This window comes from Nocardia sp. JW2 (assembly GCF_051843015.1).
Taxonomy (GTDB): Bacteria; Actinomycetota; Actinomycetes; order Mycobacteriales; family Mycobacteriaceae; genus Nocardia; species Nocardia coubleae.
Genome location: NZ_JBPXLK010000001.1, coordinates 300,477 through 315,536 on the forward strand (window position 1 = coordinate 300,477; position 15,060 = coordinate 315,536).

7 protein-coding genes are annotated in these 15,060 nt (G+C 69.2%); 4 read left to right on the forward strand and 3 right to left on the reverse strand.

Annotation, left to right across the window (positions count from 1 at the left end; genetic code table 11):
- Positions 1-3: 3 nt before the first annotated feature.
- Both ACSVDM_RS01395 and ACSVDM_RS01400 read right to left on the reverse strand, forming a co-directional pair.
- Complete coding sequence (locus ACSVDM_RS01395; RefSeq protein WP_439262137.1) at positions 4-1,566, reverse strand: ArnT family glycosyltransferase; 1,563 nt, start codon at positions 1,564-1,566, stop codon at positions 4-6.
- A 1-nt stretch (position 1,567) separates the two neighbouring features.
- On the reverse strand, positions 1,568-3,757 hold the full coding sequence (locus tag ACSVDM_RS01400) for an MMPL family transporter (protein WP_439262139.1): 2,190 nt from the start codon (positions 3,755-3,757) through the stop codon (positions 1,568-1,570).
- 275 nt (positions 3,758-4,032) lie between these two features.
- Between ACSVDM_RS01400 and ACSVDM_RS01405 the strand changes: the two genes are divergently transcribed.
- From ACSVDM_RS01405 to ACSVDM_RS01420, 4 genes are read left to right on the forward strand one after another with little or no spacing between them, the layout of a single operon-like run.
- Entirely contained in the window at positions 4,033-10,458 is a 6,426-nt protein-coding gene (locus ACSVDM_RS01405; protein ID WP_439262141.1) for a type I polyketide synthase, read from the forward strand.
- Positions 10,458-11,864: a condensation domain-containing protein gene (locus ACSVDM_RS01410; RefSeq protein ID WP_439262143.1), complete on the forward strand. Its 1,407-nt coding sequence runs from the start codon at positions 10,458-10,460 to the stop codon at positions 11,862-11,864. Before ACSVDM_RS01405 ends, ACSVDM_RS01410 begins: the two co-directional genes overlap by 1 nt.
- Positions 11,861-12,577, forward strand: a complete 717-nt coding sequence (locus tag ACSVDM_RS01415; RefSeq protein WP_439262145.1) for a hypothetical protein — start codon at positions 11,861-11,863, stop codon at positions 12,575-12,577. Before ACSVDM_RS01410 ends, ACSVDM_RS01415 begins: the two co-directional genes overlap by 4 nt.
- Complete coding sequence (locus ACSVDM_RS01420) at positions 12,574-14,022, forward strand: MFS transporter (RefSeq protein WP_439262147.1); 1,449 nt, start codon at positions 12,574-12,576, stop codon at positions 14,020-14,022. Before ACSVDM_RS01415 ends, ACSVDM_RS01420 begins: the two co-directional genes overlap by 4 nt.
- A 15-nt stretch (positions 14,023-14,037) precedes the next feature.
- On the opposite strand, the gene ACSVDM_RS01425 is transcribed toward ACSVDM_RS01420, so the two are convergent.
- Positions 14,038-15,051, reverse strand: coding sequence for an Rv2578c family radical SAM protein (locus ACSVDM_RS01425; protein WP_439262148.1), 1,014 nt, complete (start codon positions 15,049-15,051; stop codon positions 14,038-14,040).
- Between the last annotated feature and the right edge of the window lie 9 nt (positions 15,052-15,060).

Sequence of the window (15,060 nt, forward strand, 5' to 3'; positions counted from 1 at the left end):
CGTTCATCGCGCGTGTCTTGTCGTTCCGTCGACCAGGCGCAGTTCCCTGGCGTCGGGCCACAGCGCCGACCAGGCCCGGCTCGGTCCGGTGCACAGCCACACCGCCACACCTCGGTTCACACCGGGGAAGCCCAGCGGTTCGTCGAGTCGGGTGAGCGGGACGGTGCTCGCGAAACCGGTGCGCAGACCCGTCTCCGGGCTGTCCACCCCGACGTACAGCACCGTGGTCGCGCTGTCCGGTGGTGCGCCGAAGTAGCCGTAGCCCCGGTTGGGGCTGTACACCTCGGGCAGACCCGTCGCGGGTCCGTACTGCTCGAGTGCCGCTGCCTGCCAATAGTTCTGGGTCACGATCACCAGTCCGTCGCGCTGCTGCGGGGTCAGTTGCTCGTAGGTTCGCCGCACCGAGCCGACCAGGTCGTCCCAGCCGCTCGGCCCGAACAGCACACTGCGCGAATGGATCTGGGCGTAGTCCTCGGTGGCCGTCCGCAGCGCCGATTCCGGTCGGGGCAGGGCGAGCACGAGGGCGACACAGATCGTCGTGGACAGCCCGGCGACCGCACCGCCGAACACCAGTTCCCGGCGAGACAGCCCCCGGTCCGCCAGATATACCGCGCCGGCGGCGAACAGGCCGGGAAAGGCCCCGGCCACGAAGTAGGGCCGAAGGCCCGCGAGCACCACCCCGCTCAGCCCGATCGCGATCATCGGGATCAGAAACCGATACGGCCGGAATCGTGGCGAGCGCAGCCCCGCCCACATCCCCGCGAGCAGCAGCAACCCACCCGCCCCGGTGACCTGGATCATCGTCCAGGGCGCCGCGAGCATCCCGGCCGTGGCGAGCTGTTCGTCGCGCACGACCGCGCCCATGGACAGCTGCGGCCAGCCGTTGCTGTGCTGCCACCACAGAATCGGCACCGCCGAGCCGACCAACAGCGCCGAGCCGACCCAGTACGCGGGCCGCCGCAGCATCTCGCGCGGACCGAACACCGCGACACCGAACGCGAGCACCGCCCAGATGATCGGAATCAGCCACTTCACCTGGAAGTCGAGCGCGGCCACGGCACCCGCGGCGATCAACAGCCCGTCCGCGCGGGTGCGCACCCATCGGATCAGCAGCCACGCGAGCACCGCCGTGAGAGTGATGTCGAGGGCGAAGGTGCTCAGCATCGCCGACTGCATCACCGCCATCGGGGTGGTCGCGTAGGCCAGCGCGGCGACGGTCTGGGGGAGGCGTCCGCCGCCGAACTCCCGGACCATCACCGCGCTGAGGACGACGGCCGCCACCGTGAACAGCAACGCGGGCAAGCGCAATGCCACGACCGACCCCGGCGCCAGCTGGTCCGACAGTGCGGCCAGCAACGGAACCAGCGGCCCCTGATCGGCATAACTCACCGACGGATGCCGCCCGGCCGCAAGGAAATACAGTTCGTCACCGCCGATGCGGTAGCGGTCGAGACGGATCAGCAACAGTGTCCCCGCCATGGCCGCGATCACCGACACCTCCCGCCAGGCGAAGGCAGGCAGTGCGCCGACGGTCGGCGCGGGTGCGTCGAGGCTGCGGAGGTTCATGTCAGTCCCGTTCGCGGACGGCAACCGGTGCGGGAACGGATGTGGCGGAATCGGATTCGGGCCGGGGTCGGTGCCGGGTCAACCAGCGCGGCGCCCACCAGCAGGCGTCACCGAGCAACCGCATGGACGCGGGCACCAGCACCAACCGCAGCACGGTCGCGTCGATCAGCAGCGCCGTGACCATCCCGAAGGCGATGTACTGCATCATCAGCAGTTCCGACAGCGCGAACGCGCCGGTCACCACCAGCAGGATCAGCGCGGCGGCGGTGATGATCCGCCCGGTTGCGGCGACCCCCGCCCGCACCGCCTCGGTGGTGGACGCGCCCGCCGCCCTCGCCTCGACGATGCGCGAGAGCAGGAACACCTCGTAATCGGTGGACAGGCCGTAGATCACCGACACGATGATCACCAGAACCAGCGCCATCACGGGCTGTGGCGTGAAACCGAACACGCCCGCACCGTGGCCCTCGATGAACACCCAGGTGAGGACACCGAGGGTGGCACCGAGCCCGAGCAGATTCAGCGCCGCGGCCTTCAACGGCAACACCACCGAGCCGAAAGTCAACGCCAGCAGCAGCGTGCTGGCCAGGAAGACGAACGCGATCATCAGCGGCATCCGGGTCACCAGCGCGTCGATGCTGTCCTTCTCGACGGCGGGCTGACCACCCACCAGGAGTGTGGTGCCCGGCGGCAGCGGCATCGATCGCAGGTACTCGATCGTCGCCTCGGCGTCGGCGGCGTCGGCCAGCACGGTACCGGTGGTGAGCACCTGGGGCTGGAACGGTGACCGCATCGGTTCGGCGAACGGCGCGGCCAGGCCGGGGGCTCGGTTCGCGTCGGCGCGCACGACATCGGCGGTTCCGGGATCGAAGGTGACGATGACCAGGTCGATCGGGTCGATCTGGCGCAGGGGGAACGATTCGTCGAAATGCTGCTGGGCCAGCCGGGTGGGGTGGGTCGGCGGCAGGAACTTCTCGTTGATGGATCCGAAGGCCAGGTGCTGGATCGGGAAGATCAGTACCAGCAGACCGAGACAGACCGGAACCGCCACCGCGAGCGGGCGTCTCATCACCGCGGCGGCCAGCCTGCCCCAGGCGTTGCCGGGGTCGCGGGCGACCGGCTTGCGGAACCAGTCGACACCGAACCGGTCGACCCGTCTGCCGAGCACGGCGAGCATCGCGGGCAGCAGCGAGATGGAGGTGAGCGCGGCCAGCGTGATGGTGATCATCGCGCCGTAGGCGAACGAGCGGAGCAGACCCTGGGGGAACACCAGAATGCCCGCCGCCGCGACCACCACGATCAGCGCCGAGAACAGCACCGTGCGCCCCGCGGTGGACACGCTGTTGCGCACGGCGTCCTCCACCGACCGGCCCTCGGCCAGTTCTTCCCGGAACCGGCTGAGCACGAACAGCCCGTAGTCGATGGCCAGGCCGAGCCCGATCATCGAGACCACCGGCGACACAAAGGAATTCACCTCGGTCACGGTGGTGAGCAGGCGCAGCAGGCCCCAGGCGCCGAGCATGGTCAGCCCGCCGACGATCAGCGGCAGCGCGGCGGCGACGACACCACCGAACACGAAGAACAGCAGCACCGCGACGACCGGGACGGCGAACAGCTCCACCCGCCGCTGGTCTTCGACCATCGTGTCGTTCAACGCGGCGGCGACCGGCTGCCCGCCCGCCACCTCCATCCGCACCCCGGGAATCGTGAGTTCATCGGCGATCTCCCGATAGTTGCGGCCCTGCTCGGTGGGGTTCAGGCCCTTGATCGCGATCGAGGCGAACGCCTTGTCGCGCGCCGGCGAGCCGAACACCTCGGGCAACGCCATCCCGGTATCGGTCGGCCAGTACGCGCCGTTGACCCGGTCGATCCGGTCGGGGAACCGGTGCGGCAGGTCGTTGAGCCCCGCCACGACGGTGGCCGCGAAGGCGGGGTCGTCGATGGTCGTGCCGTCCGGTGCGCGGAACACCAGCAGCAGATCCGAGCTGTGATCGCGCCCGAAGGCGTTGTCGCGCACGTGCGCCGCGCGCACCCCCTCCGACGAAGGATCGTCGAACCCGCTCGAGCTCAGGTCGGCGCCGAGGCCGAGACCATAGGCTCCCAGCGCCAGCAACCCCGCGACCACCGTCACGATGACGGCGTACCTGCGCCGCACGACGGTATCGCCCCACTGCCTCAATTCGGCGTACACATCCGGCTCCCAACGACATTTCGCGATGGGGTCGAACTTGTCATTGTCGAGCGACTTTTCGGTCGTGAAACATCGATATTGCGGTCGGTCACAATCGATCCCGGAATTTCGCTGTGAGCCGTGACCTCGCCTGCTGGGGCAGATCACAGGAGTACGCGCGAGTGTCAGTCAGAAATGTCAGACGTCGGTTATCGAACGATCGGCGCGGTGCCGGGCTTCTACGTTGACATCAAACGGTCAGTTGCCACAGACCGGTCGAAACCGGAGGAAATTGCGTGTCGGATATTGCCATTGTCGGAATCGGTTGCCGGTTCGCGGGCGGAATCGATTCGCCGGAATCGTTCTGGGACTTCGTCGTCGACAAGCGCGACGGTGTCGTCGAGGTGCCTGCCGATCGCTGGGACTGGCGCCGCTACTACGACCCCGAGCCACGCACGCCGGGTCGCAGCTACACCAAGCACGGCGCCTTCATGACCATCGATCCCTGGCAGTTCGACCCCGACTTCTTCGGGATCTCCCCGCGCGAGGCCACCGTGCTCGACCCGCAGCAGCGGTTGATGCTGGAGGTGACCTGGGAGGCCCTCGACGACGCGGGCATCGCCGGGCAGGTCGCGGGCGAGCGGGTCGGCGTGTACGTGGGCGGCTTCGTGGTCGACCAGTCGGTGATCGGTGTGGTCGGGCCGGCGCTGTTCCACACCGACATGCACACCCCGGCCAGCGCCTCCTACACGATGCTGTCCAACCGCATCGCCTACGCGCTGAACCTGGTGGGCCCGGCGATCACGGTGGACACCGCGTGCTCGTCGTCGCTGGTCGCGCTGCACCTGGCCTGCCAGGCGCTCGACAACGACGACTGCCGGGTCGCCGTGGCGGGCGGGGTCAACGTGATGTTGCAGCCCGAGACCTTCGTCCTGATGTGCAAGGGCGGCTTCCTGGCCGCCGACGGCCGGTGCAAATCCTTCGACGCCACCGCCGACGGCTACGGCCGAGGTGAGGGCGCGGGCATGGTGGTACTCAAGAAACTCGACGACGCCGTGCGCGACGGTGACCGCGTGTACGCGGTCATCAAGGCGACGGGCTCGAACCAGGACGGGCGGACCACCGCGATCACCGTGCCCAATGTCGACTCCCAGGAGGCGCTGGCGCGCACCGTGTGCGAGCGCTCGGGCATCGCCCCCGACCGGATCACCTACCTGGAGGCGCACGGCACCGGAACCCTCGTCGGCGACCCGGTCGAATTGCGTGCGCTCGGCCGGGTGTTCGGCGCGCCGTCGGGCCGCTCGGGCACCATCGGTGTCGGTTCGGTGAAGGCGACGATCGGCCACACCGAGGCCGCCGCGGGCGTGGCCAGCGTGATCAAAGCGGCGCTGGCCCTTCGCCATCGCACGCTGCCGCCGCAGGGCTGGCTCGAGAACCCCAACCCCGACATCCCCTTCGACGAACTCGGCTTGCACGTACAGACCGAGGCGCAGCCCCTGCCCGCCGACGGAGAACCGATGTCTGTGGCGGTCAACGGTTTCGGTTACGGCGGTACCAACGCGCACGCCATCCTGCAGGAGTTCCGCGCCCCGGCGCAGGCGCAGGCCGAACCGCCACGGCACCTCGGCATTCTGCCCATCTCGGCGCGCAGCACCGGCGCGGCGCGGGCCTTGGCCGGCCGGTTCGCCGACCTCATCACCTCGGGTGCCGACCCGCAGCGGCTGGCCGAGGCGGCCTGGACCCGCATGGCGCACCACCCCTTCCGCACCGGTGTGCTGCTCGACGGCGACACCGGCGATGTGGTTCGCGAACTGCACGAATACGCCTCGGGCGGTGGCCGCGACGCGACCCGCACGGTGTCCTCGGCCGCCGCCGAACCGGTGTTCGTGTTCTCCGGTATGGGACCGCAGCACTGGAAGATGGCCCGCGAACTGCTGGCCGCCGGTGGTGTGTTCGCCGAGACCGCCCGCGAGATCGACGCCGAGTTCCGTGCGCTGGCGGGCTGGTCGATCATCGAGGAGCTGAACCGGCCCGAGGACGAGTCGCGCGTGACCCGCACGGAGGTCGCGCAGCCGGCCAACTTCCTCGTCCAGGTCGGTCTGGTGCGTGAGCTGGCCGGATACGGCATCGCCCCGGCCGCCATCGTCGGCCACAGTGTGGGCGAGGTGTCGGCGGCCTACGTCAGCGGCATGCTCTCGCTGAAAGACGCGGTGCGCGTGGCCTATCACCGCGCCCGCCTGCAGGCCACCACGGCGGGCACCGGCGGCATGCTGGCGGTCGGGATGAGCACCGACCAGGTGACCGCGCTGATCGGCGACGACCCGAGCGTCGACATCGCCGCGATCAACAGCCCCACCTCGCTCACCCTGTCCGGCGATGTCGACCGGCTCGACGAGATCGCCGAGAAGCTCACCGAGGACGGGATCTTCGCCCGCAGGCTGCGGGTGGAGGTGCCCTACCACAGCCGCCTGATGGAGCCGATCCACGACGAACTGTGCGAGGTGCTCGCCGACCTGGCCCCGCAGGCGCCCACCGTGCCGCTGTACTCGTCGGTGACCGGCGAACTCGTCACCGAGGGCGCCTGGAACGCCGAGTACTGGTGGTCCAATGTCCGTGAGCCCGTGCGGTTCCACGCCGCGATCGGCACGCTGCTCGCCGCGGGCAACCGGGTGTTCCTCGAGGTGGGCCCGCACCCGGTGCTGTCGGGCAATATCCGCGAGGCCATGGTCGACGCGGACGTCAACGGCACCACGGTGCCGACCCTCGACCGCGAACAGTCCGACTCGCACAGCCTCCGGCGCACCCTCATCGGCCTGCACGCGGCCGGTGTCCTCGACCGCGAACGGCTGTTCCCTGCTGTGCCCACCGCGCATGTGCCGCTGCCGCGCTACCCCTGGCAGCGCACCCGCCTGCACTCGGCGCTGCCGCTGTTCGAACAGGCCCGCCTCGGCACGCCCGGCACGTACGCCATGCTCGGCGACCCCGACGTCGAGGGCCGCCCCGAATGGCTGCTCCAGGTCGGCACCCAGTTGCTGCCCTGGCTGGCCGACCACGTGGTCAACGGCGTCAAGATCATGCCGGGTGCGGCCTACCTCGATGCCGCGCTCAGTGCCACCGCGCAGCGCATCGGCAGCAAGCAGGTCGCGCTGGAAGGCGTCCGGTTCGTCGCGCCGCTCGTCATGGGCGCCCCCGATGTGCCGTTGGTCGCGATGAGTGTGGAGGAGGCCAGCGGCCGGTTCCTGATCCGCTCCCGCAGTGCCACCGGAACGGCCTGGACGGTGCACTCGACCGGGCGCACCCTGACCGGCGCGCACGAACAGACCGAGGTCGAACTGCCCACGATCGACGTCGGCGTCGATGTGGACCCGGCCATGTTCTACGCGGGACTCGCCTCGGCGGGTCTGCAGTACGGTCCGTCCTTCCAGCGGGTGACCTCGGTGCGTGTCGGCCGCGATGTCGTGCTTGCCACCGTCGACGGCGGCATCGCCGCCGACTCCGGGCACCTGGCGCATCCGGCCGTGGTCGATGCCGCCATGCAATGTGCGGCCATGCTGTTCACCGACGAACGGATCAACGAGGGCGTCATGGTGCCCGTCGGGGTGACGGCGGTACGCCTGCTCGCCGACCTGCCCGCGCGGATCACCGTCATCGCCCGCCGCGACCCGAAGGCCCGGCTGCGGGCCGACGTCGATTTGCTCGATCAGAACCGGAAGCTGGTGGCGCGCTTGACCGGACTGCAGATCGGCGCGCTCAAACCCGGCGACGACCCACTGCACCGGATGGCCGACTTCTACTACACCGAGACGCTGGAGGAACGCGAGCCGCTCGATCCGGCGGCGCTGGCCGAGGCCGGGACGGTGTCCACGGTGATCGTCGCGTTCGGTGAGAGCCCACGCACGGCCCGGCTCGCCGCCGCCGTCCCCGGATCCCGTGTGTATGTCGTCGACCCGGCGAGCGAGCAACTCGAAGCGGACTTGGTCGCGAACCTCACCGCGGCCAAGGCCGAGGGAACCGACCGCGTGCACGTCTGTGTGGTGGCGGGTGCGGGCACCGACGATGTCGCCGACCTGTGGACGCTCAAGCGCATCGCGGTCGCGATCTCGGAATACGTCACCCCCACCGTCGAAGGCGCCGCACCGCAGATCCACTTCGGCGACGGCACCGTGCACGCCACCCTGATCACCGAATCCGCCTTCGCCACGCCCGACAGCGACCTCGCGCCCGACCCGAGACAGGCCGCGTTGGCCGGTGCGCGACGCGTGTTGCTCAACGAGCAGACCCCGCTGCGCTGGCGCCTGATCGACACCGAGCCGGGCACGCCGATCGCCGATCTGGTCACCGAACTCGGTGTGCCGGGGGCGTTCTCGCTCGACAACAGCGACGAGGTGCTGCTGCGTGGCGGGGTCCGTCTCGCACCGGTGGTGACCAAACCGCTGCCCGAGCGCATCGAGGAACTCGAGACTGCGCACCCGCTCACCGACCCGGAGGCCAACTTCGAACTGGACATGCCGCGTACCCGCCTGCTGTCGCAGGTGGCCTGGCGGCAGTGCCCACGCGTGGCGCCGGGTGCCGGGGAGATCGAGGTCGCGATGGCGGTGATCGGGTTGAACTACAAGGACCCGCTCAAGATCATCGGTCTGCTCGGTGAGCGTGAGCTCGCCCCGACCTATTTCGGCACCGTCCCCGGTATGGAGGGCATGGGCACCGTCGTGCGCGTCGGCGCGGGCGTCACCGATGTGGCGGTGGGCGACAAGGTCGCGGTGGCCTCCAAGGGCATGATGCGCCGGTTCGCCACGGTCGACCGGGAACTGGCGGTGGTCGTTCCCCCCGACACCGATCCCGCCTACTGCACCAGCACCATCGCCTTCGGCACGGCCGAATACGCCCTGCACGACCTGGCCAGGCTGGAGCCGGGGGAGACAGTGCTCATCCACGGCGCCGCGGGCGGTGTCGGCACCGCGGCCATCCAGGTGGCCAAGTCGATCGGCGCTCGCATCATCGGCACGGCGAGCTCGCCCGAGCGCCGTGCGCACGTGCTGGCGATGGGTGCCGACTTCGCGGTGAACTCGCGCTCGCTCAACTTCGTCGACGACGTGCTCGCCTTGACCGGCGGCGCGGGCGCCGACGTGATCATCAGCAGTGCTCCCGGCGAGATCCTGCGCCAGAACTTCAATGCCGCCGCCGAATTCGGCCGCATCGTCGAGGTCGGCAAGGCCGACATCTACACCGGTGGACTGCTGGAACTGGCCAACTTCGACAAGAACCTCGCCTACTACTCGATGGACCTGGACCGCCTGGTCGCGGTGCGCCCGCAACGCCTGTCGCGGCTGCTGCAGCGGGTGTTCGAGAAGGTCACCGAGGGCGTGTACACCCCGCTGCCGTATCAGCTGTTCGAGACACACGAAGTGAGCCAGGCCTTCGAGGAGACGCTGCGATCCTCGCGAGTCGGTCGCGTCGCGCTGCGCATGGACGACCCGCGCCCACCCGTGCGCCCGTACCTGCCGCCCCTCGAAATCGACGGGGACGCGAGCTATCTCATCACCGGCGGGTTCGGTGGGTTCGGGATGGCGATCGGCCGGTGGCTGGCCATGCGCGGTGCGCGCCGCCTCGTGCTGGTCGGGCGCAGCGGTGCGAGCACCGACACCGCCAAGCGTCAGCTCGAGGTGTGGCGCTCGATCGGTATCGAGGTGGTGGAGGAACTCGCCGACGTCACCGACGTGGGCGCCGTCGCGTCGATCATCGCCCGCGCGCACAGCGACGAGCACCCGTTGCGCGGGGTGTTCCACGCGGCGGGTGCGGTGGCCGACAACCGGCTGGCCAAGATGGAACTGGCCGAACTCGACCGCGTCTACCGGCCCAAAGTCCATGGCGCGCAGGTGATCCACCAGGCGGTCGCGGACGCGGGCATCACCCTGGACATGTTCGTGCTGTGCTCCTCGGGCGGTTCCATGTACGGGATCTACGGCCAGTACAACTACTGTGCCGCCAATGTGGCGGTGGAAACCCTGGCTCGGCGCTGGGCGGCGGCGGGGGAGCGGGCCCTGTGCATCGGCTGGGGTCACCTGTCCGGTGCCTCGGGCGGCATGGCGTCGGACGAAACCGCCGAAAAGTACCTGGACCTGGTCGGTTTCGGCCCGATCGACATGGCCGACGCCACCGCCTACCTCGAACAGACCTTGCGTCTCGGCGCGACCAACGCCGCGATCATCCCCACCGACTGGGTGAAGCTGACCGGCACCTTCCCCCAGCTGATCCGCACCGGCCGCACCGCCGGACTCGCGAAGTCCTCCGCCAAGGACACCTCCGAATTGGCCAGGCTCCGAGCCGAATTGGCCGCGATGGAGGAAGGCAAGCGTGGGCCCGCGATCGCCAGGAAGATGGCCGAGGAACTCGCGGTCGTCATGGGCGTGCCCGTGGAGTCGATCGACATGACCGTGCCGGTGCCCGAACTCGGGCTGGATTCGCTGATGGCGGTCGAGTTGGGCGCGCGCGTCACCAAGACGCTCGGTATCGACCTGATGTCGATGCAGATGGGTCGCTCGTTCAGCCTGGAACAGGCCGGACCTAAGGTCGCCGAGTTGATCCTGGCCTCGGAACCCGCTGCCACACCACCACTTCCGGAGGTCGTGCCGGTACCAGGGGAGGGGGCCGCACCGACCGAGGTGCCGGAGCAGTGGGCCGTCGACCGCGCGTCCGAGGTCTCGATGGCGGGATCGCACTGATGGTCGAGTTCGGTCTGATCGACGAGTGGCGGCCCGCGCCGGGACGGCTCGTGACCTGGTTCGCCTCGGCGGACTCGGTCGCGCGCGCGGCGCGGGCACCGGCCCATCCGGCGCCGCCGTCGCTGCAACAGGAACAGTATCTGCGCCTGGCCGCCCGGCACGCGGGCGCGGACTTCCGCTTCTCGGGTCTGTGCCTGGTGACCGCGCGCATTCCCACCACCGAACTGGATCGGGACGCCATCACCAGGGCGATCCACAAGTTCCTGCTGCGCCACGACACGTTCCGCACCTGGTTCACCGTCGAACCGGGTGGCGCGGTGCGCCGTCACCTCGTTCCCGAGCCCGATGTGGAGTTCCTCCCGGTCGACTACGGCTACATCGACGACCCCGAGGCGATCTGCCGGCACGTCGAGAAGACCACACCCGGTCCGTTCCAATGGGATTGCTTCACCTTCGGCGCCATCGAGCACGAGGACTCGACCACCGTCTACCTGGCCGTGGACCACCTGCACACCGACGGTCTCGGCCAGTACCTCTCGGCCGCCGACTTCGCCCAGCTCTACGCCGCCGAACTGTGGCCCGACGCCGAACCGCTCGCCCCCGCGGCGAGCTATCTGGACTACTGCCGCAACGAACGGTTCCTCAGCGATCAGCAGACACTGGCCTCGGCCGGGGTGAAGAAGTGGCTGGCGTTGTTGCGCGGCAACGACAACCGGCTGCCGAGCTTCCCGCTCGACCTGGGCGAGAAGACCGACGGATACCACCGCAGCGCCCACCGCAGCATCGTGCTGCTCGACGAGGAACAGGGTGAGCGTTTCGAGGAGGTCTGCCGGGCCAACAGCGCCGATTTCGCCGGCGGGGTGTTCGCCGCGGCCGCGCTGGCCGAACGCGAACTGGTCGGGTCGGACTACTACTTCGGCATGACCCCGGTGAGCACCAGAACCTCGGCGGCGGAGAACAATTCGGTCGGCTGGTATGTGACGCTGGTTCCGGTCGCGTTCCCGCTCCCGGAACGGCTGACGATCGGACGCGCGATCAGGACCGCCCAGCGCGCCTACGACAGCGGACTCCTGTTGGCGCCCACGTCGTTTCATCGCGTCCTCGAACTGCTGCCCGCCGATTCGGAGATCAAGGCCGAACCCGGCTGGGTGACCCCGATGATCTCCTTCATCGACGCCAGGGACTTCCTCGGCAACGAGCTGTTCGACAGCCTGCACGCCGGGGTGTTCGCCAACCGCGCCGCGTCCGAGGAAGCGCTGATCTGGATCAACCGGTTGCCCGGACAGACCTCGCTGAGCGTCATCTTCCCCGACACCGCGATTGCCCAGCAGAACGTGAGCCGCTACCTCGACACCATGAAGTCCGTGTTCGGAGCCATCATCGACAGCGCCGCGGAGATCCCGTGATCCGAGAAGAATTCGTCCCCTCCATCTTCCGTGACCCGTTCATCCCCGACGGCGAGAAGTCGACCTATCACGTCGGCATCACCGGACAGCCCGGCGGGATGGAGGTGTCCCAGGTGGTCGTGCACAACCGGGGCGGCTACCACACGACGCTGGAGGTCGGCCCCGCTCAGCGGCATCGTGACGGGCGCGAGCCGGTGATGACGATCGAACAGCGCATCGGCCGCATCGACGGGCGCCTGCACGCGGAAACCTATCGCGCGCAGACCTTCTCGGGTTCGACGCTGGTGTCGCGGGAGGAGGCGAACTTCGTCGACACCGTGCATGTGCAACCCGGTGGCCTGCCCGCGCCCTACCCGGCGAACGTGATGCCGGTCGCCGCCGGGCTCACCCTGCTGCGCGGCCTGGAATTCGCCGAGGGGCTGATGGAGACCGTCGATGTGTGGCTGGCGTTCTCGGTGCACTGGCCCCTGCTCGTGCGGGTGGAGAAACAGGTCGTGCTCACCGGGCCGGCCGGGGTGTTCTCCTGCTGGCAGGTCCGGTTGCGGCCCGGCTTCGAGCACGTGAACGGGATGCTCGACAAGATGGTCGGGTCCGTGGTGCCGCCGTTCCTCGCCCACTTCGAGGTGGCGGCGCCACACCGGCTGGTGCAGCTGAGTTTCCCGACGCAGATGTCGATGTCGGCGCCGCGCGCGACGATGGAGTTGGTGTCGTGACCGTCACCGAACAGTCGCGAACGCCCGAACTCGGTGCCTGGCTGGCGTTCGGTGCCTGCCTGATCGCGGTGTTCATGCAGATGATCGACGTGACGATCGTGAACACCGCGCTGCCGAACCTGACCGCCGACCTCGGTGCGTCGCGCTCGGCGCAGCTGCTGGTGATCTCCGGATACGCCCTGGCCTTCGCCTGCACCCTGCTCACCGCCGCCCGGATCGGGGCGATGGTCGGGCGGCGCACGATGTTCCTGGTGTCGGTCGCGGCCTTCACCGCGGCATCGGTCTGGTGCGGGTCGGCCGACGGTGCAATGGAATTGGTGATCGCACGAGTGGTGCAGGGCGCTGCCGGGGCGGGGATGGCCGCGCAGACCATCGCGATTCTCACCGCCGGATTCCCGCGCGAACGCCACCCGCTGGTGTTCGCGCTGTACGGGGGCGTCGCGGGATTCGCCGGGATGCTCGGACCGATCGTCGGGGGAGTGTTGCTCACCCTCGACATCGGTGGCTGGGGCTGGCGGTCGGTGTTCCTGATCAACCTGCCGATCGGGCTGTTCGCGTTCGCGCTGGCCTGGAAATTCCTGGACCGCAACAGACCTGAAGGGCGCCACCGCCTCGACCTGGTCGGTGCCGGATTGTCCGGGCTCGGGCTGTTCGCCCTGATCGCGGGCATGGCGCAGATCCAGCAGCACGGTTGGCGCCTCGACCTGGTCGCGGTCGTCGGTGCCGGCCTGGCCCTTACGGCCGTGTTCCTCGCCCAGCAACGTCGACGGATCGCACGCGGTGCGTCACCACTCGTGCACCTGGAACTGTTCGGCAACCACGGTTTCCGGGTCGGCTCGGTGTTGGTCGGTGCCTTCTTCGGGCTGTTCACGGCGTTCGTGTTCGCCGCATCGATCACGATGCAGGACGTGCTCGGTTACTCGCCGCTGCTCACCGGCATGGTGATGACCCTGTTCGCCCTCGGTGCCGGTGCGGGCGCCATCGGGTCGCTGATCCTGGTGCCGCGCTTCGACATCTGGGCGTTGGCGGGTGGGATAGCGCTGTTCGGCGGGTGCATCGGCGCGGGCGGGGTCTACCTGTACCTGGTCGACGGCGTGGCCAGTGCGCTGCTGTGCGCGGGACCGGTGTTCGCGGCCGGCTTCGGTGTGGGGGTGTTCGGCGTGCAGCTGCAACCGATGATGCTGTCGGGGCTGGACGCCGACCGGATGGCCGAGGCGTCCGGGGTACTGCCGACCATCGAACAGGTCGGCAACGCGGTCGGACTGGCGGTGTTGACCACGGTGTTCTTCAGCTCGCACAGCCTCGGCGGCGCCGTCATGATGATGGGTGCCATCTGCGGTGTCGCCTTGCTTCTCGCCGCGCTGACCCTGGCGATGCCGGGGCGAGAGCAGCGCGAGGCAGCCGCTGCCAGTGTTTCTCGCGAGGAGATGCTCGACGGCGCCTGAACTCACGCCGCACCCTCAGCCGAACAAGGTGAGTTGCGGGTTCGTCGGTGCGGGCGCGGCGGTCGGCGGAGTCGTCGGGCCCTGTTCGCGGCGGAGACCGTGAGCGGTGAGCAGGGGGTTCACCCGGTCGCGCAACCAGTCGCGGTAGGTGGGGGTGACATTGGCGCCCCGGTTGTAGAGCTGGCGGTAGCGACGCATCAGGGCGGGGCGTTCGGTATCGAGCCAGGCCAGGAACCAGTCGCGGGTGGGGCCACGCAGGTGCATGGGGAAGGCCATGGCGCTGGCGGCGCCCGCGTCGGCGATCGCGGCGAACAGGGCGTCGAGATGGGCGCGGCTGTCGGTGAGGCACGGAATGATCGGGGCCGCCATCACATGCACGGAGAAGCCCGCGTCGGCCAGCGCGCGCACCAGGTCCAGGCGGGCACGGGGCTCCGGGGTGCCCGGTTCGAGACTGTGATGCAGGTCGGGATCGAGAATCGCGATCGACACCGCCACACTCACCTCCACCCGCCGCGCCGCCTCGGTGAGCAGCGGCAGATCCCGGCGCAGCAGCGGACCCTTGGTGAGAATCGAAAACGGCGTCCCGGAATCGGTGAGCGCGCGAATGATCCCCGGCATCAACCGGTATCGCCCCTCGGCCCGCTGATACGGATCGGTATTGGTACCGAGCGCCACCGCCTCGCGCTGCCACGACCGGCGCCCCAATTCCCGCCGCAGCACCGCCGCCACATTGGTTTTCACCACGATCTCGGAATCGAAATCACGCCCGGCGTCCAACCCGAGATATTCGTGACTGCCGCGCGCGAAACAGTACCGGCACGCATGCGAACACCCGCGCATCGGATTGATGGTCCACCGAAACGGCAACGCGCTGCTCTCGGGCATCTTGTTCAGCGCGCTCTTGCACAACACCTCGTGAAAGGTGATGCCGTCGAACTCGGGCGTGCGGACGGTGCGAACGAGTCCCGCCCGGCTCAAACCGGGCAGGGCGCCGTCATCGGCATCGAGGGTCTGGGTCTGCCACCGCACCCCTCGAGT

Coding starts and splice junctions, on each gene's coding strand:
- ACSVDM_RS01395 (WP_439262137.1), bottom strand. CDS start 1,566: ATGAACCTCCGCAGCCTCGACGCACCCGCGCCGACCGTCGGCGCACTG.
- ACSVDM_RS01410 (WP_439262143.1), top strand. CDS start 10,458: ATGGTCGAGTTCGGTCTGATCGACGAGTGGCGGCCCGCGCCGGGACGG.